The following is a 25,126-nucleotide window of genomic DNA, read 5'->3' as shown; positions in this document are numbered from 1 at the left end:
GACTGTCGCAGACAATCTGTGCACATTGCTCGGCGAGCTGGACACGCCAGGCGCAGAGGACCTCGCCAGTCGTCCCAACCGGCTCTACGCGCTGGGCGCATTCAAGCCCATTCTTCGCGGGTGCCTTCTGCGCATTGAGTGCTGCATGGACCGACTCGCCGATGTAATTGCCGTCATCCACCAGACCCGATGCCGCATCCAGCCTTCGCGAACCTACTCACGACCACCCAGAAAAGCGAAGCCCCATCATCATCTTGCGTACAAGCTCGCTTGATGGAATGGGGCTTAAGTTGAGAGCATTGCCCCGCATAGGGGCAACACTAATAGACCATTAAGAATTCAAGGAAAGGCCAACGGCATAGGCAAACAGACGAAACAATCGCCGAGCAGGCAAACAGATCAAGAAAAACCCAACGCCGTAGGCATAAAGACCAGAAGCGCCGAACAGGCAAAAACCCAAACCTCAATTCTTGATCAACAAAACCGCAGCCTGCGCCTCAATCCCTTCCCCGCGCCCAAGATACCCCAACTTCTCATTAGTCTTAGCCTTAACATTAACCCGCTCAACCGGCAGGTTAAGATCCGCGGCAATATTAGCCCGCATCCCCTCAATATGCGGCGCCAGCTTAGGCGCCTGCGCAACCACACTACTATCCACATTAGCAATAGAAAACCCCGCCGCCGTCACACGAGCAAAACATTCGCGCAATAAAACCCGGCTATCCGCGCCAGCGAATTTATCATCTGTATCGGAGAAATGCCGCCCAATATCCCCCATCGCGGCCGCGCCAAAAATAGCATCAGTAATCGCATGCAGCAGCACATCCGCATCCGAATGTCCGAGCAGCCCGCGCTCATAGGGAATCGTCACGCCGCCGATAATCAACGGACGTCCCGGCACCAGCGCATGCACGTCATAACCCTGCCCAATTCTGAAATCCATATGCGTCAAGTCCTCAAGCCCATTCATTAAAATTCGATTATCCGCTCAGGAAGCCGAAGACGGCCGGCACAGAATCGCCTCGGCCAGATCAAAGTCTTCCGGATAAGTGACCTTGAAGTTACGCAAACTCCCCTGCACCAGCTTGGGCGCATGCCCCAGCCACTCGATCGCGCTCGCTTCGTCGGTCAGATCGTGACCGTCCGCCTGCGCGCGCAGAATCGCCTCGCGCAACATGCCGATACGGAACATCTGCGGCGTCTGCGCTTGCCACAGGCCATCGCGCGCCTCGGTGCGGGCGATCCGGCCGTCGGATGAACCCGGATCGATCCGCTTCAAGGTATCCGCCACCGGCAAGGCCATGATGCCGCCCACCGCGTCGTCCTTCAGCGCGCCGATCAGCGTACGGATCAAGCCAGGCGTAATGCCAGGCCGCGCCGCGTCGTGCACCAGCACCCAGTCGTCGTCATGCGCGCCGAACTCGGCCAGCGCGTGCAACCCGTTCAGCACCGACGCCTGGCGCGAAGCCCCGCCCGAGCGGCGCACGGCGAAACGCAAGCCGCTGAAGCGGCGGGCGTCGAAATGCTGGTCGTCCGGGGCAATCACCACAAGGGTTTGCGCAAACTCGCTGCAGGCGTCGAACGCGGCCAGCGAGTAATGCAGCATGTCGCGACCGGCGACAGTGCGATATTGTTTGGGCATCGCGGCGCCGGAACGGCTGCCGGTGCCAGCGCACGGAATCAGGGCAAATAGACGGGAAGTCACGAGTGCGGATGCCGCGAGGTCAAAGTAAAGGACGGATTTTATAATAGGTCCTTCGCATCTACGCCCTGACACGCGTAAACTTGCCGATCACGTGTGAGCCTGAGGCCGCCTTTTCTCTTCTATGCCAGACATCGCCGCAACATCGCAGTACTCCCCGCCCGTCGCGCCCGTCAAGGCCGGCCAGCGTTTTGCCTTCGACGGCACGCACGGCTCGTCCGACGCGCTGCTGATCGCCCGCTACCATCTCGCCTACCGCGAGAAGGTGCCGCTATTGGCGGTTGTCTGCGAAAGCGCCGTCGACGCGCAGCGACTCTCGCAGGAAATCGGCGTTTTCGCGCCCGAGGCACGCGTGCGTTTGCTGCCCGACTGGGAAACGCTGCCTTACGACACCTTTTCGCCCCACCAGGACCTGGTCTCCGAGCGCCTCGCCACGCTGCACGATCTCGGCGAAGGCCGCTGCGACATCCTGCTGGTGCCCGCCACCACCGCCCTGTACCGGATGCCGCCCGCCTCGTTCATGGCCGGCTACACGTTCGCCTTCTCGCAAGGCGAGCGTCTGGACGAAGCCCGGCTCAAAGCGCAATTAACGCTCGCCGGCTACGAGCACGTGAGCCAGGTGGTGCGACCCGGCGAATACTGCGTGCGCGGCTCGCTGCTCGATCTGTATCCGATGGGCTCGCCCCTGCCGTACCGGATCGACCTGTTCGACGACCAGGTCGACTCGATCCGGGCATTCGATCCGGACACCCAGCGCAGCCTCTATCCGGTGAAAGACGTGCGTCTCTTGCCCGGCCGCGAATTCCCCTTCGACGAAGCCGCGCGCACGGCATTTCGCAGCCGCTGGCGCGAGACCTTCGAGGGCGATCCGAGCCGTGCGTCGATTTATAAGGACATCGGCAACGGGGTGCCGTCGGCGGGCATCGAATACTATCTGCCGCTCTTCTTCGACGAGACGGCAACGCTGTTCCATTACCTGCCCGAAGGCGCGCAACTGGCGTTCGTCGGCGATCTGGACGCGGCGATCAAGCGCTTCACCAACGACACCAAACAGCGCTACAACTTCCTGTCACACGATCGCGACCGGCCGATTCTGGAGCCGCAGCGTCTGTTCCTGTCGGATGAGGATTTCTTTACGTTCGCCAAGCCGTTCGCGCGGCTCGTGCTGCCCGCCAATGCGGGGGGCGGCTGGTCGATCCCGCTGCCGAACCTTGCGATCGACCGTCACGCGGAGGATCCGGTCGCGGCGTTACGCGCCTATCTCGACACCACGCCGAACCGTGTGCTCTTTGCCACTGAATCGGCCGGCCGGCGCGAAACGCTGTTACAACTGCTCGCCGACAATCACCTGAAGCCCGTATCGAGCGACAGCTTCCAGGACTGGCTCACGAGTGACGAACGTTTTTCGCTGGGCGTCGCACCGTTGGCCAACGGTTTCGCGGTGCCCGTCGACGGCATCGCAATCATCACCGAGACGGAACTGTACGGCCCGCTCGCGCGCCGCGCGGGACGGCGCCGCCAGGAACAGGCCAGCAACGTCGATTCGATGGTGCGCGATCTGTCCGAGCTGAAGATCGGCGATCCGGTCGTGCATTCGCAGCACGGCATCGGCCGCTATATGGGCCTCGTCACGATGGATCTCGGCGAAGGCGAGACCGAGTTCCTGCACCTCGAATACGCGAGCGACAGCAAGCTCTACGTGCCGGTCGCGCAGTTGCATGTGATTTCGCGCTACAGCGGCGCGGATCCGGAAAGCGCGCCGTTGCATTCGCTCGGCTCGGGCCAATGGGAAAAAGCCAAGCGCAGAGCCGCGCAGCAGATCCGCGACACCGCGGCCGAGCTGCTGAACCTGTACGCCCGCCGTGCCCTGCGCGAAGGCCATGCATTCGCGCTTGAACCGAAAGACTACGTGAAGTTCGCCGAGAGCTTCGGCTTCGAAGAAACACCAGACCAGGCCGCGGCAATTGCGGCCGTGATCGGCGACATGACGAGCGGCAAGCCGATGGATCGCCTCGTGTGCGGCGACGTCGGCTTCGGCAAGACGGAGGTGGCCTTGCGCGCGGCATTCATTGCCGTGATGGGCGGCAAACAGGTTGCACTGCTCTCGCCCACCACGCTGCTCGCCGAACAACACACGCAAACCTTTACCGACCGTTTCTCCGATTGGCCGGTGCGCATCGCCGAATTGTCGCGCTTCAAGTCGACCAAGGAAGTCAACGCGGCGATCCAGCAGATCAACGAAGGCACGGTCGATATCGTGATCGGCACACACAAGCTGCTGTCGTCGGACGTGCAGTTCAAGCGGCTGGGGCTCGTGATCATCGACGAGGAGCATCGTTTCGGCGTTCGTCAGAAAGAGGCGCTGAAAGCGTTGCGCGCTGAAGTCGATGTGCTCACGCTCACCGCCACGCCGATCCCGCGTACGCTCGGTATGGCGCTCGAAGGCCTGCGCGATTTCTCGGTGATCGCCACCGCGCCGCAAAAGCGTCTCGCGATCAAAACCTTCGTGCGTCGCGAAGAAGACAGCGTGATTCGCGAAGCGATGCTGCGCGAGTTGAAACGTGGCGGCCAGGTGTACTTCCTGCACAACGAAGTCGAGACGATCGAAAATCGCCGGCAGATGCTCGAAACGCTCGTGCCCGAAGCCCGCATTGCGGTCGCGCATGGACAGATGCATGAGCGCGAACTCGAGCGCGTGATGCGCGACTTCGTTGCCCAACGCGCGAACGTGCTGCTGTGCACGACGATTATCGAAACCGGCATCGACGTACCGAGCGCCAACACGATCCTGATTCACCGCTCCGACAAGTTCGGTCTCGCACAACTGCACCAGTTGCGTGGCCGCGTGGGCCGCTCGCATCACCAGGCGTATTCGTATCTGCTGGTGCATGACCCGCAAGGACTGACCAAGCAGGCGCAGCGCCGTCTCGAAGCGATCCAGCAGATGGAGGAACTCGGTTCGGGCTTCTATCTCGCGATGCACGACCTCGAGATTCGCGGCACGGGTGAAGTGCTCGGCGACAAACAATCGGGCGAGATTCAGGAGATCGGCTTCCAGCTCTATACCGACATGCTCAACGACGCTGTGAAGGCGCTCAAGGAAGGCAAGGAGCCGGACCTTACCGCACCGCTCGCCGCGACCACCGAGATCAATCTGCACGCGCCCGCGATTCTGCCGGCGGACTATTGCGGCGACGTGCAGGAACGTCTGTCGCTCTACAAGCGCCTCGCTAATTGCGAACACAACGATTCGATCGACGGCATTCAGGAAGAGCTGATCGACCGCTTCGGCAAGTTGCCGCCGCAAGCGCATGCGCTCGTCGAGACGCATCGTCTGCGCCTGGCGGCCAAGCCCTTGGGTATTTCGAAAATCGATGCGGGCGAAACCGTGATCGGCTTGCAGTTCATCCCCAATCCGCCAATCGACGCGATGCGGATCATCGAGATGGTGCAGAAGCATAAGCACATCAAGCTGGCGGGCCAGGACAAGCTGCGTATCGAAACGCGCAGTCCGGATCTGGCCGTGCGTGTGGCGACGGTGAAAGAAACCTTGCGTGCACTCGGAACGCCCAGCCGCGGCACTGCGGCCACGGCTGCTGCGCGCTAACACGTCGCGCCGTTGCGTGCTAAAGCGCCGGTATCGCGTCGATACCGGCGCGGATACCGGCCCCAACGCCTGCACCATTAAAAAGCACGCTACGTCTAGCCGTTTCCCGTTCATGCTGCGGTGCGCAAACACGCGGCGCAGCATACGGCTGGGCTTTTTTTGGGTATCATCGAAAGACTCAAATGCTGGAGTCTTGTCATGTCTCACGTCGCTGAAACAGCGCAGCCCTCGCAAACACCCGCCTCTGAATCGAATTCTTCCTCGCCTGCAACGCTGCCCGCCTCGCTTCCCTGGGTGACCCGTCTCGTGTCGATGGACACGGTGAGCCGCAATCCCAATCTCGGTCTGATCGAAACGGTGCGCGACGAATTGCGCGCGGTCGGCATCGAAGCCACGCTCACCCACGACGAAAGCGGCAAATGGGCCAATCTGTTCGCAACGATTCCCGCGCACGACGGTGAGACCAATGGCGGCGTAGTGCTGTCGGGCCACACCGATGTCGTGCCCGTAGACGGTCAGCAATGGGACAGCGATCCGTTCAAGCCGGAAATTCGCGGCGATAAGCTGTACGGCCGCGGTACCTGCGACATGAAAGGCTTCATCGGCGCGGCGCTTACACTCGTGCCTGAGATGCAGCGCACGAGGCTCGCCAAGCCGATTCACTTCGCCTTGTCGTTCGATGAGGAAGTGGGTTGTGTCGGCGCACCGCTCCTGATTGCGGATCTCATGAAGCGCGGCGTGAAGCCGGACGGCTGCATTGTCGGCGAGCCGACCAGCATGCGCCCGATCGTGGCACACAAAGGCATTAACGCGTATCAGTGCTGCGTGCGCGGCCAGGCGGCGCATTCGTCGCTGACGCCGAAGGGTTTGAACGCCATCGAATACGCCGCGCGCCTGATCTGCTATATCCGCGATATGGCCGATCAGTTCCGAGAGCAAGGCCCGTTCGACGAACTGTATGACGTGCCCTTCACCACGGCGCAAACCAGCACGATCGTCGGCGGCAACGCGATCAATACCGTGCCGGCCGAATGCAAGTTCCAGTTCGAATTCCGCAATCTGCCCACGCTCGACCCCGAACCGATCTTCGCGCGCATCGATCAATATGCCCGCGAAACACTGCTGCCGAAAATGTTGCGCGAGCATCCATCTGCCGGCATCGAGATCACGAAGATCGCCGCGGCGCCCGGCCTCGATTCGTCTGAACAGGCCGCGATCACGCAACTCGTGCGTGCGCTGACTGCGGACCAGGACAAGCGCAAGGTCGCGTACGGCAGCGAGGCGGGGCTGTTCTCGCTGGCGGGCATTCCGAGCATTGTGTGCGGCCCCGGCGACATCCAGCAGGCGCACAAAGCCAACGAATTTGTCGCACTGGATCAACTCGTGGCGTGCGAGCGCTTCCTGCAGAAATTCATCCACAGCATGTCGGTCAACGCGCACGGAAACTGACGAGCGGAACAAGAGTCTTAGGTATATCGAGGAAAACACATCCACGCCATGTCAACCGCCACGCCGCAGCACACCGACCATACGATCAACGGCGAGCCGATCCCCACACTCGACGACATCGCCACGCAGCATTTTGCGTTGACGCCGTGGGTGGCGCGAACGCCGGTATTCGACCGGCTCGACTTTCCGTCGCTGGAAGGCACGGTGGTGAACTTCAAGTTCGAGTTGCTGCAAGCGGGTGGCAGCTTCAAGGCGCGCGGCGCGTTTACCAACCTGCTCGCGCTCGACGAAACGCAACGCAGCGCGGGCGTCACCTGTGTGTCGGGTGGCAATCATGCGGTGGCCGTCGCGTACGCGGCGATGCGTCTTGGCATCAGCGCGAAAGTCGTGCTGTTTCGTGCGGCCAATCCGGCACGCGTCGCCTTGTGCCGGCAATACCGCGCCGATATCGTGTTCGCGGAAAACCTTGCGGAAGCATTCGAGCTGGTGCGCCGTATCGAGGCGGAGGAAGGCCGTTATTTCGTGCATCCGTTCAACGGTTATCGCACCGTGCTGGGTTCGGCCACGCTCGGCTATGAATGGGCCACGCAAACGCCCGACCTCGAAGCGGTGATCGTGCCGATCGGCGGCGGCGGTCTCGCTGCCGGTGTGGCCACCGCCATGCGGCTCGCGAATCCGCGGGTACACGTGTACGGCGTCGAACCGGAGGGATCGGATGCGATGGGCAAAAGCTTCGCGGCCAATCACACGGTCAAGATGGGCCACATGCACACCATTGCCGATTCATTGGCGGCGCCGCATACCGAGGAATACAGCTACGAGTTGTGCCGCCGTCATATCGACCAGCTCGTCACCGTATCCGACGATCAGTTGCGCGCGGCCATGCTGACCTTGTTCGGACAACTTAAACTAGCCGTGGAACCGGCCTGCGCCGCAGCAACGGCGGCGCTGCTCGGACCGCTGCGCGAGACGCTGCAAGGCAAGCGCGTAGGCGTGCTGCTGTGCGGCACCAATACCGACCCGGTCAGTTTTGCCGCGCACATCGAACGCGCGCGCCATAGCCAGTCGCAGTCTCCAGGATAAAACCAATCCGCTCGTTACATGCCAAAAGACTAGCCTATCCTTCTCAGATTGGTATCATTCGATTATCGACTTCTGGGAGGAACGTATATGAGCATGATCAAGGAATTCAAGGAATTTGCCCTCAAAGGCAACGTAATGGATCTCGCCGTCGGGGTGATTATCGGCGGCGCATTTTCCACGATCGTCAATTCAATTGTTAAAGACCTGATCATGCCGGTTGTCGGCGTTGCCACCGGCGGCCTCGACTTCTCCAACAAGTTCGTTCGCCTCGGCGATATTCCCGCCAGCTTCAAAGGCAGTCCCGAATCGTATAAAGACTTGCAGACGGCAGGCGTGGCGGTGTTCGGTTATGGCTCGTTTATCACGGTGGCCATCAACTTCGTGATCCTCGCGTTCATCATTTTCCTGATGGTCAAGTTCATCAATAATCTGCGCAAGCCGGCTGATGCGGCACCGGCAGAGCCGCCGCCGACACCGGAAGAAGTCGTGCTGCTGCGTGAAATCCGTGATTCGCTGAAGAACCCGGCGCCGCGGTAAGTCACCTTAAGCTGCCTTAAGGCACATAAGGCATTCGCGCCGTCACACAAGCCGGTGCAAATAAAAACGGCCTGTCGCGAGAAAATCGCCACAGGCCGTTTTCATTCATGTCACCCGCAAATGACGCCGACCCAGTCGACGCCGCAAACGCCGCGAACGCACTAAGCGTCCTTTTCCGCCTTCAGATTCAGTGCGCTCTCAATCATCGTCTCGAGCTGTCCAAAATTGACAGGCTTGGTCAGATGCGACGTAAAGCCGGCGCTCAGGCAACGACGTACATCTTCGTCCGTACCGAAGCCGGTCAACGCCACCGCCGGTGCATCCGAATGTTCGCGGAACGCTTTGACGAAATCGAGACCGGTGCCGTCGGGCAAGCCCACATCACTGATCACCAGATCGAACGTCTGCACCTGGGTGGCGGCCAGGGCATCGTCCACGCGGCCCACCGTCGTCACATCGTGACCCAGGCTGCGAATCAGCTGCGCCATCACCTCGGCGGTATCCACGTGGTCCTCAATCAGCAAAATGGTCAGCAGGCCGTTAGGGCGCACGCCATCCGGCGCGGCAACGGGCACTAATTCAAGAGGCGCGGCGGCGGTCGGCAACGTTATCGTGAAGGTCGCGCCGCAGTGCGCGCCCGGGCTCTGCGCGATCACCGTCCCACCGTGCACATCGGTCAGTGCCTTGGTGATCGCGAGACCCAGGCCCAGGCCGCCGAATTGCCGCGTCATGTTCTGGTTGCCCTGCTCGAACGCGTTGAACAGTTTGCCGATCTGCTCGGGCTCGATGCCGATGCCCGTATCCTCGACCGATATCTGCACATGCATGCGTTCATCGTGCGTGCGCACGTAGATATGGCCGCCGTCGGGCGTGAACTTGGCGGCGTTGCGGATCAGGTTCCACAGCATCTGTTGCAGCCGTGCGCGGTCGGCCAGCACGTAATGGTGCTGCGCATTCTTGTAGACGTGCACGTCCTGCTGCTTGACCTGGATTTCGCTGCGAAAGAGCTCGAGCACGCTGTCCATCACCTCATGCACGTCGACGGTTTCGAGCGACAGGCGCAGCTTGCCGTTCGCGACGCGCGTGAGATCAAGCAGATCGTCGATCAGCCGCGCTTCAAGTTCGACGTTGCGACGGATCATGCGCACGCTGGCGCGTGCCTGATCGGGCAGGTCCGGAATCATCTCCAGCACGCTGGCGCCTGCCAGCACGGGGGTGAGCGGCGTGCGCAATTCGTGCGACAGCATGGCGAGGAAGCGGTCTTTCGCACGATTGGCTTCTTCGGCGATCTGACGGGCGGCCTGTTCCGAGGCGAGCAGCCGCTCGCGCTCCTCGATCGCCTCGCGCTGGGGATGAATGTCGGTGCAACTACCGAACCACTTGCTGACGTTGCCTTCGGCGTCGCGCATGGCGACCGCGCGGACGTCGAACCATCGATAGGCGCCATCGTGGCGGCGAATCCGCAGTTCGTGCCGGTAATCGCCCGCGCCGCCCATTACCGCCTTGAGCCAGGTACGGCGAATTTCTTCACGATCGTCGGGATGCACCGCGTCGAGCCACGCCAGACCGTGCGAACTGCTTTCCGCCAACCCCGTATAGTCAAACCACTGTTTCGAAAGAAAATCGCAATCGCCCGCCGCGTCGCAAGTCAGTACGAGGTGCGGCAACGCTTCCGACAGCGTCCGGTAGTGCTGCTCGCGGTCGCGCAGTAGCAAGGCTTCGTCCGACGCCTTCTGCAAACGCACCTGCGAACGTACCCGTTCGACGGCTTCGGGCAGGTAATCCAGATAGTCGCCCGATTTCGGCACCACATCAGACACGCCCGCACGCAACGCCTCGATCACGCGGGATTCGTCAGTGAAGCCGGTCACGAGGATGGCAGGAATCCGCACGCCTTCCGCGCGCAAGCGGCGAAAGAAGTCGAGGCCGGTCTCCGGCCCGCTGAGTTGGTAGTCGAGCACCAGCAGGTCTGGCGCACCCGCGGCGAGCCGCTCGCGGGCCGCGTCGACACCCGCGCAGATCGCCACCCGGCAACCGGCGCGTTCGAGCGACTTGCGCGCGAGCCGCAGGATGCCTTCGTCGTCATCGACGACCAGCACATACGCGGCGGGCTGCGTGGACACTTCTTCGGTCATGCGGAGTCTTCTTTGGCTAGGTCTGGTATCGCTATCTTGTCATGGGCCGCTTTCGGCGCGCCTTCACATGAGTCTTCCGTCACGGCGCGGCCAACCGGTGGCCCGGCGGCAGCTTGACCACCTGCAGGAAGAAGCCGAGACGGCGCACGGCCTCGATGAACGCGTCGTATTCGACCGGCTTGGTGATATAGACGTTACAGCCGAGTTCGTAACAGCGCGCGATTTCACGCGGATCGTCGGTCGTGGTCAGCACGATCACGGGCACCGCGGCTGTCTGCGGCGAATCCTTCAGACGCCGCAACACCTCGAAGCCATCCACGCGCGGCATTTTCAGATCGAGCAGCACGACGAAATTCGTCAGATCTTCGCGCGGCGGATAAGGGCTGGCAGCGGCGTTCGCCGGCGCCGGGCCGAAGAAGTAATCGAGCGCCTGCTGGCCGTCGCGAAAGCGCACGAATCCATTCGAAATGCCGGCACGGCGCAGATTGCGCTCGACCAGCGTGGCGTGGCCGTCGTCATCTTCGATCAGCACGATATTGACCGATTCCTCTTGACTCATATGCCCCCCGTGCTGACGATCCGTCTTTCCATAATGCTTTTAACTGTTCTCACTGTTTCCCCTGGTGCCTGCCCCAATTCAAAGGCGCGCAGGCTGTTCCGGCAACACGACGAAAAAGGTTGACCCCGCGCCTTCTGCCGACTCGACCCAGACGCGGCCGCCGTGCCGTTCCACCATACGTCGCACCACCGCGAGGCCGATGCCGTCGCCATTCGCCACATCGCCGTGCAGACGCTGAAACGCCCGGAACACCTTCGACATATACGCCGCCGGAATCCCAAGGCCGTTGTCGCGCACATAATAAGTGCGCGTGCGCACCGCGCGCGGCTCCGTCTCGTCGACCGGTTCTGGCTCCAGCGCCCCGACCTCGATGCGCCCATTGCGCGCCGGGTCCAGATAATTGAGCGCGTTGCCGATCAGGTTGCTGAAAATCTGCTCGATCGCGCCCGGGTCGCCCCATGCCGGCGGCAACTCGCGCACGGTGACCACGGCCGCATGCTGCCTGATCGCGCCCTGCAGCGCATCGACCACGCGGCCCACCACCCGTCCGACACTCACCCGCTGCCACTGATATTCGAGCCGGCCGGCACGCGAAATCCGCAACAGCGCGTCGATGATCGCCGCCGCCCGCGTCACCGCGGTGCGTAGATATTGCAGCGACTCGCGCAAGTCGCCGTCGAGGATGTGCACCATACGCCGATGCTCGGCCTCCGGCAGTTTCGCCGCCTCGACAAGGCTGCCCAGTTCGTCGCACGACACCTGCAATTCTTTCGAAAAGCCTTGCAGATTCACCAACGGCGAGCGCAGATCGTGCGACACGCTGTAGATAAACATTTCGTTGTCTTGCGTCTCCTGGCGCAGCTCCTCGTTGACGGCCGCGAGCTCCCCCGCGCGTGCTTCGAGCCGCGCTTTGAGCGTGGTCTGGTCGCCTTCGGCCTCGCGCAGGCGCGCACCCGTCTGATGCAGCACCGCGTCGAGCGCGGCAATTTCGTCGCTGCCGGACAGCGGCGCTGCGAGCGGCCGACCACGGCCCAGACGCTCGGCGTTGCCCGTCAACACCTCCAGGCGCCGGCCAATGCTGCGCGCAAACACCATGGCCGTGGCCGCCCAGATCAGCATCGAGCCCAACACGGCAGCGATCAGCGCATATTGCTGGCGTTCGCGGCGCCGCGCCAGGGCCGCGCCGCGCTCGGCGTCGAGCCGGGAGGCCTCATTACCGAACTCAGCGAGCTCATTGCGAAACAGAGCGATCTGCTGGGGGAGCGCACCCGCGTCCAGCGCGGCAAACGCGTTCAGGCTACGTCCTGCGTGCAGCGCCCGCGAGATCGCCGTAGCCTGCGCGCGATACGTTTCAATCGCTTGTTGCATCCTGCGCACGCGCTCGACCTGTTGCGGCGTATCGGCCACCAAGGTTTCGAGATTCGAAAGACGGTCGCCGAGATCGACCCACACGGTATGACGGTCGATAAACGTCGGATCACCGACGACCATACCCGTGCGGACCCGCGCGGCCTGACGCAGCAGCGGATCGACAATGGCCGACGACTGATAAAGGATCTGCTTGCTGTTGCTGACCCACTGCGCGGCCTGCGCTGTTTGCTCCTGGGTATCGAAGACGACGCCCAGAAGCGCTAGCTCGACCACGCTCGGCACTGCAATCAGCAGCAGACCCTTGGTGAATAGTTTCATGTTCGCCCGAAGGGTCGTTCAAGCCGCGGCGGCGCGCCCGGACCGCGCGTCTCGCCGTGCGGGGCGGGCCGTTGCGGGGCCGGACGGGCGTGCACGCCGCAGTGCGGCCGGACGGGCCATTATCGACGTGAATGTGAGATATTTCAACGTAGCGGCAAGATGCGCTCGCCCACACAAAAATGACTTTTTTATTGATACAGGATGTTTTTTCAGTGGCGCGTGCGTCTATGATGGAGACAGATGTGCTGGGAAGGGAAAGCGCGCGGCGAGGCGGTTCGGCATGATTCGTGCGGGAGGCGGTGGGACGGCGTAGACGCCGAATCATCGTGAGTCCGGCCTTGTCGTATGCTATAAAAGATCGACGTGCGGCGCGCGAAGCCGGGAGTTGTCGCATGAGGACGCTGCGTTTCTTGCAATTCTTTTTCAGGCGAATTTTTATGTCCTTCCCGAAAAAGCGTAGGCGCGCGAAGGTGGACGGCGATGAGTCGTTCCTCGCGGTACTACGGCATTTCAAGCCGTTCGGTCAGCTCGACACCAAAATTGCGCGCGCTCGCGCGCAAGACGAGCCGGTGCTCTATGCACATGTGCTGCCTGGGCTCGACGTTCTCCTATGCAGTGTGCGCGGCGCACAGCCGCCCTATCCCGCGCCCGCCGAATTGCGGCGGCGTTGTATCGAATCCATTACCAATGCATTGGAACAGCCGCTCGATGGACTCGAGAACGGCGGGTATTGGTATGAAGCCGACGGGTTTGGGTTCCTGGTCTTTGCCAGCCGGGCTAGAGGCAAGATCCTGACGGAATTCGGCGCCACCCGCGTTGGCGGCGCCCGCCGCGGGGTTCGCAGGCAGGATGCCGCGGGGGATGCCGCTCCGCGCTCGTTAAGGTAGTCCTTTCCCTGGCAACGCCGTTGCCTCTGTGGCTGCGGCGTTGATCCCCATTATTCTGTTTTGCCTGCGCGGCGCCTGTCTGTCCGCTGGCAAAGCAAAAAACATCAACTCCCCTTATATTCGGCCGCCGTGGCCGGCGACATCGCCGCAGGTTTCCTTTCGCCCGCAGCCGGTGAGGACGTGCCAGCGGAAGACTTGTTCACCGGAGCACCGTCGAGCGAAATGGCCGGTTTAGCCTGCTGCTTGACACCCGGCGGCGGCGCGGTCGGCGCCTGACGAACCTGCGACAGCAACTGCCCGCACGGCAGCGGTTGGTTGTTGCTAGGCGCGAGCAGCGGAATCAGCGCAGCAAACGGATTGATCAAGCCGAGCCCGATCATGGCACCGCCTCGAAGCGCCAGCGCGGTGGCATCCACCCCCACGTGCGGGTCCTTGAACGTTCCCTTCACATACAGCGGCGAGCGCAGCGAAAACACCCGGAAACCCTTGGTATGCGGATGCACGCCAAGGTCCATCGTTTCGTCGCGCAGATTCACCTTGCCGTCGATGTTGATCACTGCGTCGTCCGTGTCGAGCGCGAAGACGCGCGGATCCAGCACACCGTTGCTCGCGACAAAATCGGCCGCCGCGCAGTTGATCTTCACGTCGCGATTGCCAAACAGCTTTTCATAGACCACGTTCGCCACGTTTAGCCCGGCCGCCTCCATCAGCAGGCGGCTCACCGTACCATCGGTGACCAACGCCTTCACCTCGCCATTCGACGTTGCCGCCAACGCCGCCGGCGAATTGCCGGTCGCGGTCAGCGCGGCGTCGCCGTTGATTTCGCCGAGCGCGTTCTGCATCGTCTTGAAGTTCGGGAACAACTGCTTGAGCTTCAGATGCCGCGCCGAGGTCGCGAAGCGCCCCTTCAGCGGCGTGGTGCTGCCGTCCAGATGAATATCCGATGACAACGAGCCGCCCGCCACGCCGAACTTCAGTGGCTCGAACGACAGCACGCCGTCGGTCAGCACGACGTGCGTGTACAGGTCGGTGATCGGCAGGTTGGTTTCCTTGACGATGCGATTCCCTGTGAACTTCACGTCGGCGTCAATCGCTTTCCAGCGGTCGGTGCGAAATTCTTCGACGGGCAACACTTTGTTGGCCGGCTGCGCCGTCGCATCGCCGCGCCGGGCCTTGCTGGCTTTGGAGTCCGCGCCGATGACCGGCGCGAGATCGGAGAATTGCAGCAGATGCGACACCAGTTCGCCCTGCAACAGCGGACGCGGCTCACGTGCCGTATAGGTCAGCGAGCCATTCAGATCGCTGCCGCCCACCCGGCCGGTAAAATTTTTATACGTAAAGACGTTGCCGCCGGCTTTGAACTGGCCGACAAGACGCCCCTCGGTTGCATACGGCGGCGTGTCGGGCAAGGCCACACCCGTCAACGCATACAGCCGCGCCAGGCTGTTGCCTTGCAACCAGAGGCGCAGATCGACCGCGGCAAGATGCGCAGGATCGGTGATCGTGCCCACGAGGCCGACGCGCAGATCGCCAGCCTTCACATCGGCCTGCACCGGGAACGGCCGGTTTGCGTCCTGCAACGCCAGCACGCCGCCCACCTTGCCGTTGCCGGACACCGGCGTGTTGTTGTAGGTCCCCTTCACGGTCCAACCTATCGCGTACGGCGGAATGTCCGGCTTCGCACCGTTCGCCGTGCCTGCCTCGCCGGCGTTCGACGCCGAAGCCACCGTCGCGCCGCTCGCGCCCTCGCTTGCGCCATTCGACCCGCCTGCCACCATCGCACTGGATGCGCCATTCGCCGTCGTCGCGCCCGACGCCGTGGCCTCGGTCTCCGTCGCTGAAGCGCCGGAAGCCGCCGCCGCGGATGCCGCCGCAGCTTCCGATGCGGCTTGCGCGTTAGCCTGCGCGGTGAGCTTGCTCGCGCCCGCTTTACCAACCGCCTGCGCCGACGCGCTGCGCGACGCCGCCTCCTGCTGCTTCATCGCTTCGCCGATCGGAATCGGCTGACCGAGCGTATCGATGGCCATCTGCATCTCGACCTTCTTCTGGTGGTCGGACAGCGCGATATTGCCCTTGGCAAACGCGATGTCGTGCAGATCGAGCGTCCATTCGGAAGGCCCACTGGAAGAGGCCAGTTTGAAGGTCCAGTTGTTACGTCCGTCCATCTGTCGTTCGAGATCGACCGACGGGTTCACCAGATTGATCGCGGGAATCACAATGTCGTGCGCGAGCAGCGGCAACACCTTGACCTCGAAGTCGATTTCGTCGAGCGTTGCGAAGTGCGGTTGCTTGCTCCAGTCGGGATTGCCGACCGTGATATTGGCCGCCGAGAAACGCGGCCAGGGCACCCAGCCACGCCAGCCGGTCTCGCCGACCGGATGCTGCCACCCCACTTTCAGATCGCCGTTGATCGCGAACGAACGGCCGATCGCCTGCGTGACCTTGTCATTGATGTAGGGCCGGGCCCGGTTCCAGTCAAAGGTCAGAATGAAAACGGTCAGCGCGACAATCAGAATGACGATGATCGCCACCAGCCATGCGATGATTTTTCCTATCCGTCGTCCAATCGTGCTCGACACTGCCATTGAGAAGCTCCGCCCTTGTTCTTCGTTGTGCATCGGTGCAGCACATAGCGTGCCTGGTGGTATTGTCTAATAGGGGTCGTTTTATCATGCCGCACAGTTCGGGCACAGGTTTCCCTTCCATCGAAACGTAAGGGAATGTCACAGCGGCCTCCGAATCCACGCAAACAATCCACCACGATCCCACCCATGACCGATGTTCCCTTCGTCTTCGCCGACGGCATCGCCCGGCGAGATGCAGTGCGCGGGCAAACTCTGCTGCAACCGACGACCTTTGCCCTCTGCGCGGGCGACCGCGTCGCGGTCACCGGCCCGTCGGGTTCGGGCAAGAGCGTGTTTCTGCGCGCCCTCGCCCTGCTCGATCCGCTTGATGCCGGGCGCATCATGTGGCACGGCGCGCCGGTCGAGCGCGCCGCGATCCCACGCTACCGCCGCAACGTCGCGTATATCCGGCAGCGGCCCGCGCTGCTCGACGGCAGCGTCGAAGACAATCTGCGTTACCCCTTCGAATTGCGGACCTATCGCGACGTGCGCTTCGATCGCACGCGCGCGGCGAGTCTCGCCGCTCAGGCCGGCCGCGGCGACGATTTTCTCGACAAGCGTGCGAGCGAGTTGTCCGGCGGAGAAGCGCAGATCACCGCGCTGATTCGTGTGCTGCAACTCACACCCGAGGTGCTGCTGCTGGATGAACCCACCGCGTCGCTCGATCCTGAGTCATCGCACGCGATCGAAGCTCTGGTGCACGCGTGGTTCGATGCCGACCCCAGCCGGCATGCGTCAATGTGGGTGTCGCACGATCCGGCGCAAGCCGCGCGCATGAGCGAGCGGCACCTCACGATGCGCGCCGGCGTGCTTGACGAATCCGCGGTAACGCCCGCGCCTCAGGAGCTCGCCCCATGACCTTGCAAAACCTGAGTCTCTGGGACGTCGCGATCGCCGCATTGCTGATCGTGGTGAACGGTGTGGTGTCGGTGGCGCTCAAGCTGGACCTCGAACGCAAGCTCGCGTGGGCGGCGGTACGCACCGTCGTCCAGTTGCTGGCGATCGGCTATGTGCTCGGCTGGGTGTTCCGTTACGACCACTGGTTCGTGGTACTGCCCCTGATGATCGTGATGACGCTGATCGCCGGCTTCGCGGGCGCGCAGCGCGGCAGTCGCACGTATGCCGGGCAGCGTGCGGACAGTGTGCTGTCAATCTGGGTCAGCTCGTGGCTGGTGGCCGCGGTCGGACTGTTCGTCGTGATCCGTATTCACCCGTGGTACGAGCCACAGTATGCGATTCCGATTCTCGGCATGATCCTCGGCAATACGCTGACCGGCGTGTCGCTCGGCATCGAACGGATGACCGAGGAACTGACCGCCCGGCGTGACCGCGTGGATATGGCGCTCGCGCTCGGCGCGACCCGGTGGGAAGCGGCGCAGGCGCCGGCGCGCCAGGCGGTGCGCGCGGGCATGATGCCGACGCTCAATCAGATGGCCGTGGTCGGCGTGGTGAGCCTGCCCGGCATGATGACCGGCCAGGTGCTGGCCGGTCAGTCACCATTGCAGGCGGTGCGCTATCAGATCGTGATCATGTTCCTGATCGCCGCGTCGTCAGCCTTGGGGACGGTGGGCGCGGTGCTGCTCACGTATCGGCGGCTCTTTTCGGCGGAGCATCGGTTTCTGTCGGCGCGACTGGTGGAGCGGGCTGCGGCGCAGCGTTGAGGGGGCGAACAGATGCGCAGCGCGACGCGGTTTGCGTCGCCGCTTGTCTGCCATTTGTCGACCGCATGTCATGAATGCGCCCCATGCAATGCGCATCGTCACGCAACGCGGCCACATCGCAAACATCCATTTGCGTACTGGCAGCGACACCGCCCGGCGAACAGCCGCTCCGCTGCCGTATCTCGCACTATTCGCCGCGCAAGTTCAACGTTTTGCAGTGACCGCCACTTCGGTGCCATCATTGAGCGTCAGTGTTTTCGTGCTGCCATTGGTCGGCATAGTAAAACGCAGAATCTGGCTGACGCTCACGTTGTTCGGACACTTGAGCGTTTTGCCGCCGCTCGTCACCGTCTTCACGCCGTGCGGTGTCTGCGCCTGGAAGCTCAACTGCACAGACGCGGTGCCGTCACCGGCGACGACCGGCGCAAAGCGGATCTGCGTCTGACGAATCATCGCGCCGTTCGAGTCAGTCGGCAGCGACGAATAATTCGGGCAGGTATCCGGCGCGGGCACGGGACCACCCGGCGGCACGGTTTTCCACGTGAAGTCGTCCGATTCGCCGGAGCGGATCGTGCGCGTTTCCTGCGAATTGCCGAATTGTTTCGACGTGACGCGGACCGTGTAGCGGATCGGACCATCGAGGGCGGACTGCGACGTCACGGTAATCGGCGTAGCAGCGTGAGCCGCCGGCACGAACATGCCGGGCGCGAGCGCGCACGCGAGAGAAGCAACAACTGAAACGGCGGAGAGTTTGAAGCTGGAGCTCATACTGTCACCTCGTTGTTGTGCCGCTGCGCGCCCGCTTAAGCGCTACTGCCAATGCACCGCCTGACCGAAGCCTGCTTGATACCGGTTGAGGCCCGGCCAGACGAGCCGCGAGACACGCAACTGTTTTAGCATGATGCCCCACCAGTCTACCGCCAAGCGGCGCTGCGCGCGCTTCATACGAATCGGGTGTTAACCCGCTTGCAATGAAGCGTTTTCTGCGCGTGTGATACGACAGGAACGCAAAACCCCGCGAAGTTTAGAAGCCCGTCAGCACCAGCTTGCCGATCGCGCGCCCCGCCTCGAGCAACTGATGCGCACGGCGCAAATTCTCAGCGTTGATCTTGCCGAGATCCTGACCGACCGTCGTGCGCAAGATACCCGCATCGACGAGACGCGCCACCTCGGTGAGCAGCTTATGCTGCTCAATCATGTCCGGCGTGCTGAACATCGACCGCGTGAACATGAACTCCCAGTGGAACGCGCCGCTTTTCGTCTTCAACAGTTCGACCGGCAGCGGCTGGCTGTTTTCGACGATCGTGCAAATGCCGCCCTGTGGCTTGATCACTTCAGCGGCCGCCGGAAAATTCCTGTCGGTATCGTTGAAGATCAGCACGTAATCGACCTGGTCGATGCCGAGCTTCTTCAACTGCGCGGGCATATCGCCGAAGTGATCGACGATATGATCCGCGCCCAGCTCCGTCGCCCACTTCGCCGATTCAGGACGCGACGCGGTCGCGATCACTTTGAGCTTGGCGAGTTGCTTCGCCAATTGGATGCCGATCGAACCGACCCCGCCCGCCCCGCCGACGATCAGCACCGTGCGGCCTTCGTCCGCGCCCTGGGGCGACACGCCGAGGCGGTCGAACAGGGCCTCCCAGGCGGTAATCGCGGTCAACGGCAAGGCGGCCGCGTGCGTGAAATCGAGCGACGCCGGCTTACGCCCGACGATGCGCTCGTCGACCAGATGGAACTCGCTATTCGCCCCCGGGCGCGTAATGCTGCCCGCATAGAACACGGGGTCGCCGACCTTGAACAGCGTGACGTCCGGTCCGACCGCCACCACCGTGCCGGCAGCGTCCCAGCCGAGTACTCGCGGCGTTTTCTCGACCGTGTCTTTCGGTGCGCGCACCTTGGTGTCGACCGGGTTGACGGAAATGGCTTCGACCTTCACCAGCAGGTCGCGGCCGCTGGCTTCGGGTTGGGGAATGTCGACGTCGATCAAAGATTCGGCTTGATCGATTGGCAAATAACGATAGAGACCTACGGCTTTCATCACAGCTCCTGTTCTTTCAGATGAGGTTGAGAGACCGGCGATCGTCGCAGGCGGCGGCTGGCGCCGTGCGGGGTAGTTGATCGCATTGACGTCATCCTAAGTCGGTTCTTAATCTTATAAAACCATCATAATGACTGAAACATCTTTTTGAATTTCAGAAGAATGGATCATCCGGTGAAACCCGTCGTAAAACCCTCGTCCGGCGAGCGGGAGCGACTCGACCTACTCGATGTCGCCCTGTTCGTGCGGGCCGCCCTGCTCGCCAATGTGTCGGCGGCCGGCCGCGAATTCGGCCTGTCGGCGGCCGTCGCGAGTTCGCGCATCGCGCAACTGGAAAAGCGCCTCGGCGCGCGCCTCCTGCATCGAACCACCCGCCGCATCAGTCTCACGCAGGATGGCGAAGTATTCATGACACGCGCTGAGGCGCTGCTCGACGCCGCCGATGCCGCACGCGCCTCGGTGGGCCGCGCGCAGGCCGAGCCGCAGGGGCGCTTGCGGGTGTCGATGCCGTCGTCGTTCGGGCGGCAGCACGTCTCGCCGGTGATCAGCGAATTTCTGCGGCGCTATCCCGGCGTCAGCGTCGATCTGCGGCTGACGGATCAGGTGGTCGATCTGGTCGATGCGGGCATCGATGTGGCGATCCGCGTCGGCGTGCTCAAGGATTCGTCGCTGGTAGCGCAGCGCCTGGCCGTGAACCGCCGCGTGCTGTGCGCCGCGCCCGCCTACCTCGCCGCACGTGGGACGCCGCATCATCCAGCGGACCTCGCGCAGCATGAGTGCATGATCCTGTCAGACCAGCGCGACTGGGCTTTCGTGACGCCCGCCGGTCCACTCGACGTGCGCGTGAGCGGGCGCCTCGTCACCGACAATGGCGAAGTGATTCGTGACGCTTTGCTGGCCGGTTTCGGCATCGCACTCAAATCGACCTGGGACGTGGCGCCGTATCTGCGCAGCGGCAAACTGGTCAGCGTGCTCGACAGCTATCCACTCGCGGAGAATGTGGCGATCTGGGCGGTCTACCCGAGCCGTGCGTTCGTGCCGCCCAGGACGCTTGCGTTCATCGAGTTCCTTGCTGCGCATTTCGGCGATCCGCCTTATTGGGACGTTGAGCCGGATTGAGGCCGACTGGATCGCGCTTACTCCGCTTCATCCAGACGTTTTTTCATCGCCGCGGTAATGCGCTGACGCGTCTTCGAATAGTCCACCCACGGGTCGCCCTTAAGATCCTGAAGGCGTTCGTGCACGTTTTCGATGGTCCATTGATCGCCGCTCGTCGTGGTGGCGACTTCGTCCCACGCGAGCGGCACTGAAACGCCCAGGCCCGGCCGGGCGCGGGCCGAAAATGCGGCGACCGTACTCGAGCCGCGGTTGTTACGCAGATAATCGACGAAGATCTTCTGCTTGCGATTCTGCGCACCCATCTTCGCGCTGAAGTACTCGGGCAGCGTCGTCGCCATATGCTGCGCAACAGCTTGCGAAAACGCCTTTACGTCATCCCAGCCGGCGTGCTTCGTGAGTGGCACCACCAAGTGGAACCCTTTGCCGCCGCTCGTCTTGCAGAACGAGGCCAGGCCGAGTTCTTCGAGCAGCGAGCGCGTCAGTTGCGCGGCCTCGATCATCCGCTCCCAACCAAGCGACACATCGGGGTCGAGGTCGAACACCATGCGGTCAGGTTTTTCGATGTTCGACACCACGGCATTCCACGTGTGAAATTCGATCGTACCCATTTGCGCGGCGCCGATCAAAGCCTTGAGCGTATCGACGGTGATCAGCGGCGGATGACCGGGGTCGAGTCCGGGATGCTGCGTGACATTGGGAATCGACAGTTTCTGGCTGTGCTTCTGAAAAAACAGCTCGCCGCCGATGTCCTCGGGCGCGCGCACCAGCGACACCGGCCGGTCTTGCAGATGCGGCAGCATCCAGTGGGCGACCGCTTCGTAGTACTGCACGAGATCGATTTTTCGGGTGCCGGTGCTCTTGTCGATGATGCGCTCAGGATGGGAGATGCGGACGCCGGCGACTTCGGTTGACGTCGCGGCAGATTTTGAATTCGCTGCGCGGGTCTTTGTTGCTGGAACCCTCGCCGCGCTTTTTTTAGCGGGCTCGGTTGAGGAAGTCTCGATGGCCTTTCTCATCGTGCGTTTCTTCGGCACGTCGTCGGATGCGGTATCGGTTTGCGCTTGCACATCGGCTCCTTTACGGGGTGCTTCTTTGATAACCTGCCGCGCCGGTTTGTCATTGCGCAGACTCACAAACGACGCCTGCCGCACGATGCCATCGCTCGTCCATTCAGCGAAATTGCATTCGCAGACGAGCACCGGTTCGATCCAATGCACCGGCGTGCGACTGTGCTCGCGCGGCGCGCCAGCGAACGGCATGCTCCTGATCTCGTGCGCGTCGAGTTCCTTCTTGACCGAGTGCAGCAACGCAGCGTCGAAGCCCGTGCCGACGCGTCCGGCGTATTGCAGTTTGCCCTTGCTGTCGTAGACGCCGAGCAACAGCGCACCGAACGCCGCGCGGCGACCGGACGGCTCCGAATAGCCGCCGATCACGAACTCCTGACGCCGCCGGCACTTCAATTTGATCCACGCCGACGAGCGCCCCGATGTGTAGCCGCTATCGCGCCGTTTGCCGATGATCCCTTCGAGCGCCATGTCGCACGCGCTCTTCAATAGTTCTTCGGCGCTGAACGCGAAGTCGTTGGAGAAGCGCAAGACGCTGTCGTCGTGCCCTTCCCTGTCGTGCCCATCCATTAACGCGCGCAACATCACGCGGCGTTGTTCGAGCGGCACGCTGCGCAAGTCGTAGCCGTTCAGAAACGGAACGTCGAACAGATAGAAAACGATGTCCTGCGAGCGGTTCGAATCGAACGCGTTCTGCAATGCCTGAAAACTCGGCACGCCGTTGTCATCGAGCACCACCGCTTCGCCGTCGAGCCATGCGCTTTCGATGTCGAGTTTTTCGAACGCCTTCACCTGCTTGCCGAACTTCGCGGTCCAGTCGTTGCCCGCGCGCGTGAACACTTTGACCACACTGGCCTTCGCCGTTCTATCGATGCGCGCCAGCACGCGATAGCCGTCGAACTTGATTTCAAATGCCCATTCATCGCCGGGTGGCGCGGCGTCGACGAGCGTCGCCAGTTGCGGCTTGAAGGTGGCTGGCAACGCTGCTTTGACCGCGCCTTCGATCGAGGGCGATGCGGCAAGCTCGCGCAGCGACTGCGCGCTACGGGTCGACACGATGTCGGTTTTCTTTGGGCCGGCGCGGCTCGATGAGGCGGCTGTTGCCCGGTTCTTGCCGGAGGTGTTCGAGCTCGCGACGGCGTCCCTGCCCGCTGCCGTCCCTGGACTCAGCGCGTACGCTGTACTTGCCACCCTCTTCGCGCTTGCGCTCCCGTGTATAGACTCGCCCGCAGTCTTCCTTGCCGGGCGCCTCGTGGACCCTACGCCACTGCCAATCGACGCTGTGCCATCCAGCACGCTACCCGGACGTTCCTTCAGAACGTCATATTCGCTCTCCTTGCGGGCTTCGTCGTCACGCTCCTTGATCAGCAGCCACTGCTCCTTGTCGCCGCTGCCGCGCATACGACTACGCACCAGCGTCCAGCCGCCGTGCAGTTTTTCGCCGAAGAGCCGGAATTTGAGCTTGCCCGCTTTATACGATCTGACCGCCTCCGCCGCGCCGCCGACCGGCTCCCACGTCCCGCGGTCCCACACGATCACCGCTCCCGCGCCGTAGTGACTAGGCGGAATCTCGCCTTCGAAAGAGCCATATTCGAGCGGATGATCTTCGACATGCACCGCGAGCCGTTTCACCGAGGGGTCGAGGCTCGGCCCCTTTGGCACCGCCCACGACAGTAGCGTGCCATCCAGTTCGAGCCGGAAGTCGTAATGCAAACGCCGCGCGTCGTGCTCCTGAATCACATACGACAGCGCCTCATTCGATGTGCGCGCCGCGTCACGCGCCGCCGTCCTGCGGCCGGCTTTCTTGCGCGCAGCCACGCCCGATGGCTCCGGCGTTTCGTTGAAGCGCCGCTTGCGGTTGTAGAGGTCCAGCCTGTCGTTCATGGAGGGGAACTCGTCGTGGGTCGAGCTAGCGCGGTGTTATCTATAAAGCACGCGATCAGGCGGCCGCACGCCGTTTGCGTGCCGCCGGCGCTGCCTTGGCACCGGCACTTCCACGCTTGCCACCGCTGCGGCTCGTACCCGTCGCGCGCGTCGCGTGCGTCGCGCGCGGCTTCTTGCGAGCTGGCGCGGCTGTCTCGGTATCGGCATCGGTATCGGCGCCCTCGTCGTCATCATCCGCGGCGTGCTTGCGCGCATCCGCGGCCGGCTTGCCTTTGCCGCGGCCGAGGCTGCGCTTGAGCAGGTCGGACAGATCCAGAATGTCGGCGGTTCGACGCGCTTCGCGCGGCGCCTCGACTTCGGTGATTTCCTCGGTCTTGCCCGCGCGAATCTTTCGGTCGACCAGCGCCAGGATGTCGTCGCGGAACGTGTCGTGATACTGCGACGGATCCCATTTGTCGCTCATATCATTGATCAGCTTTTTCGCCATGTCGAGTTCGCGCATGGTGACGCCGGCCGCCTTCATACTTGCGGGGGGCAGTTTGAATTCGTCGAAGTCGCGGACCTCGTCGGCCCAGCGCAGGGTGTTCAACGCCAGCATCGGCCCGACCGGAATCAGCGCCGCGAGATGCTGCTTGTTGTGCAGCACGACGCTCGCCACACCGATCTTGCCCGATGCTTTCATTGCTTCGCGCAGCAGCGCGTACACCTTTTCGCCTTTGCGGTCAGGCGTCAGGAAGTACGGCGTGTCGAGATAGAGGAACGAGATGTCCGGTGCGTCGACGAATGCGAGGATATCAACCGTCTGCGTCGACTCGGGATTGGCCGCGCGAATCTCTTCATCCGAGAGGACGACGTACTTGTCCTTGTCGTACTCGAAGCCGCGCACGATGTTCTCGCGCGTCACATCCTTGCCGGTGCGCTTGTTAATCTGCTTGTAGCCGATCGGATCGATCGTGCGTTTATCCAGCAGATTGAAGCCGACTTTCTCCGACTGCGTTGCCGGATACAACTGGACCGGTACGTGGACGAGGCCGAAGCTGATCGCGCCCTTCCAGATCATGTGTGCCATCGTGCGCTCCCCAAGG

Annotated in this window: 18 protein-coding genes and 1 pseudogene; 9 read left to right on the top strand and 10 right to left on the bottom strand. The window is 62.6% G+C overall.

What is annotated here, in order from left to right; translation table 11 throughout:
* Nucleotides 1-274 (top strand): annotated as a pseudogene (locus PQQ96_RS36645) (IS4 family transposase); the annotation flags it as partial.
* A gap of 189 nt (nt 275-463) precedes the next feature.
* Here PQQ96_RS36645 and ispF read toward each other — a convergent pair.
* Nucleotides 464-943: a 2-C-methyl-D-erythritol 2,4-cyclodiphosphate synthase gene (gene ispF, locus PQQ96_RS36640; protein ID WP_408301545.1), complete on the bottom strand. Its 480-nt coding sequence runs from the start codon at nt 941-943 to the stop codon at nt 464-466.
* A 45-nt stretch (nt 944-988) separates the two neighbouring features.
* Entirely contained in the window at nt 989-1,705 is a 717-nt protein-coding gene (gene ispD / locus PQQ96_RS36635) for a 2-C-methyl-D-erythritol 4-phosphate cytidylyltransferase (protein ID WP_408301541.1), read from the bottom strand.
* Nucleotides 1,706-1,826: 121 nt separating this feature from the next.
* Here ispD and mfd point away from each other — a divergent pair, with 121 nt between their 5' ends.
* The 4 genes from mfd to mscL all read left to right on the top strand — a co-directional run bounded on the left by mfd (nt 1,827) and on the right by mscL (nt 8,378).
* Entirely contained in the window at nt 1,827-5,309 is a 3,483-nt protein-coding gene (gene mfd, locus PQQ96_RS36630; protein ID WP_408301539.1) for a transcription-repair coupling factor, read from the top strand.
* Between the two features lie 198 nt (nt 5,310-5,507).
* Nucleotides 5,508-6,758 carry an acetylornithine deacetylase gene (gene argE, locus PQQ96_RS36625; protein WP_408301537.1) on the top strand — a complete coding sequence of 417 codons (1,251 nt, stop codon included), beginning with the start codon at nt 5,508-5,510 and terminating at the stop codon, nt 6,756-6,758.
* 48 nt (nt 6,759-6,806) lie between these two features.
* Nucleotides 6,807-7,841 carry a threonine/serine dehydratase family protein gene (locus tag PQQ96_RS36620; RefSeq protein ID WP_408301535.1) on the top strand — a complete coding sequence of 345 codons (1,035 nt, stop codon included), beginning with the start codon at nt 6,807-6,809 and terminating at the stop codon, nt 7,839-7,841.
* 87 nt (nt 7,842-7,928) lie between these two features.
* Nucleotides 7,929-8,378, top strand: a complete 450-nt coding sequence (gene mscL / locus PQQ96_RS36615; RefSeq protein WP_408301533.1) for a large conductance mechanosensitive channel protein MscL — start codon at nt 7,929-7,931, stop codon at nt 8,376-8,378.
* A 161-nt stretch (nt 8,379-8,539) separates the two neighbouring features.
* On the opposite strand, the gene PQQ96_RS36610 is transcribed toward mscL, so the two are convergent.
* The 3 genes from PQQ96_RS36610 to PQQ96_RS36600 all read right to left on the bottom strand — a co-directional run bounded on the left by PQQ96_RS36610 (nt 8,540) and on the right by PQQ96_RS36600 (nt 12,761).
* Nucleotides 8,540-10,513 carry a hybrid sensor histidine kinase/response regulator gene (locus tag PQQ96_RS36610; protein ID WP_408301531.1) on the bottom strand — a complete coding sequence of 658 codons (1,974 nt, stop codon included), beginning with the start codon at nt 10,511-10,513 and terminating at the stop codon, nt 8,540-8,542.
* Between the two features lie 79 nt (nt 10,514-10,592).
* Nucleotides 10,593-11,072 (bottom strand): response regulator, encoded by a 480-nt coding sequence (locus PQQ96_RS36605; protein WP_408301529.1) that lies wholly within the window; start codon nt 11,070-11,072, stop codon nt 10,593-10,595.
* A gap of 78 nt (nt 11,073-11,150) precedes the next feature.
* Nucleotides 11,151-12,761: a sensor histidine kinase gene (locus PQQ96_RS36600; protein ID WP_408301527.1), complete on the bottom strand. Its 1,611-nt coding sequence runs from the start codon at nt 12,759-12,761 to the stop codon at nt 11,151-11,153.
* Between the two features lie 392 nt (nt 12,762-13,153).
* Here PQQ96_RS36600 and PQQ96_RS36595 point away from each other — a divergent pair, with 392 nt between their 5' ends.
* Complete coding sequence (locus PQQ96_RS36595; RefSeq protein ID WP_028196609.1) at nt 13,154-13,648, top strand: hypothetical protein; 495 nt, start codon at nt 13,154-13,156, stop codon at nt 13,646-13,648.
* 104 nt (nt 13,649-13,752) lie between these two features.
* Here PQQ96_RS36595 and PQQ96_RS36590 read toward each other — a convergent pair whose 3' ends face one another.
* On the bottom strand, nt 13,753-16,233 hold the full coding sequence (locus tag PQQ96_RS36590) for an AsmA family protein (protein WP_408301525.1): 2,481 nt from the start codon (nt 16,231-16,233) through the stop codon (nt 13,753-13,755).
* A gap of 186 nt (nt 16,234-16,419) precedes the next feature.
* Between PQQ96_RS36590 and PQQ96_RS36585 the strand changes: the two genes are divergently transcribed.
* Nucleotides 16,420-17,130, top strand: a complete 711-nt coding sequence (locus PQQ96_RS36585) for an ABC transporter ATP-binding protein (protein ID WP_408301524.1) — start codon at nt 16,420-16,422, stop codon at nt 17,128-17,130.
* Complete coding sequence (locus PQQ96_RS36580) at nt 17,127-17,933, top strand: ABC transporter permease (RefSeq protein WP_408301522.1); 807 nt, start codon at nt 17,127-17,129, stop codon at nt 17,931-17,933. Before PQQ96_RS36585 ends, PQQ96_RS36580 begins: the two co-directional genes overlap by 4 nt.
* Before the next feature lie 204 nt (nt 17,934-18,137).
* On the opposite strand, the gene PQQ96_RS36575 is transcribed toward PQQ96_RS36580, so the two are convergent.
* Nucleotides 18,138-18,701: a DUF6013 family protein gene (locus PQQ96_RS36575; RefSeq protein ID WP_408301520.1), complete on the bottom strand. Its 564-nt coding sequence runs from the start codon at nt 18,699-18,701 to the stop codon at nt 18,138-18,140.
* A 256-nt stretch (nt 18,702-18,957) separates the two neighbouring features.
* The gene (locus PQQ96_RS36570) at nt 18,958-19,974 is read right to left on the bottom strand and encodes a zinc-binding alcohol dehydrogenase family protein (protein ID WP_408301518.1); all 1,017 of its coding nucleotides are present in this window, start codon (nt 19,972-19,974) and stop codon (nt 18,958-18,960) included.
* A 174-nt stretch (nt 19,975-20,148) separates the two neighbouring features.
* Between PQQ96_RS36570 and PQQ96_RS36565 the strand changes: the two genes are divergently transcribed.
* Entirely contained in the window at nt 20,149-21,093 is a 945-nt protein-coding gene (locus tag PQQ96_RS36565; protein ID WP_408301516.1) for a LysR family transcriptional regulator, read from the top strand.
* Between the two features lie 17 nt (nt 21,094-21,110).
* Here the strand turns inward: PQQ96_RS36565 and ligD are convergent, their stop codons facing one another.
* Together ligD and ku are read right to left on the bottom strand one after the other, a co-directional pair.
* Nucleotides 21,111-24,041 carry a DNA ligase D gene (gene ligD, locus PQQ96_RS36560; RefSeq protein ID WP_408301514.1) on the bottom strand — a complete coding sequence of 977 codons (2,931 nt, stop codon included), beginning with the start codon at nt 24,039-24,041 and terminating at the stop codon, nt 21,111-21,113.
* A 55-nt stretch (nt 24,042-24,096) separates the two neighbouring features.
* Nucleotides 24,097-25,110, bottom strand: coding sequence for a non-homologous end joining protein Ku (ku, locus tag PQQ96_RS36555; RefSeq protein ID WP_408301543.1), 1,014 nt, complete (start codon nt 25,108-25,110; stop codon nt 24,097-24,099).
* Between the last annotated feature and the right edge of the window lie 16 nt (nt 25,111-25,126).

It is taken from the genome of Paraburkholderia sediminicola (assembly GCF_046027825.1).
Taxonomy (GTDB): Bacteria; Pseudomonadota; Gammaproteobacteria; order Burkholderiales; family Burkholderiaceae; genus Paraburkholderia; species Paraburkholderia sediminicola_D.
Note: the sequence above shows the minus strand (reverse complement) of the source record. Positions and strands in the feature narration are given on the sequence as shown.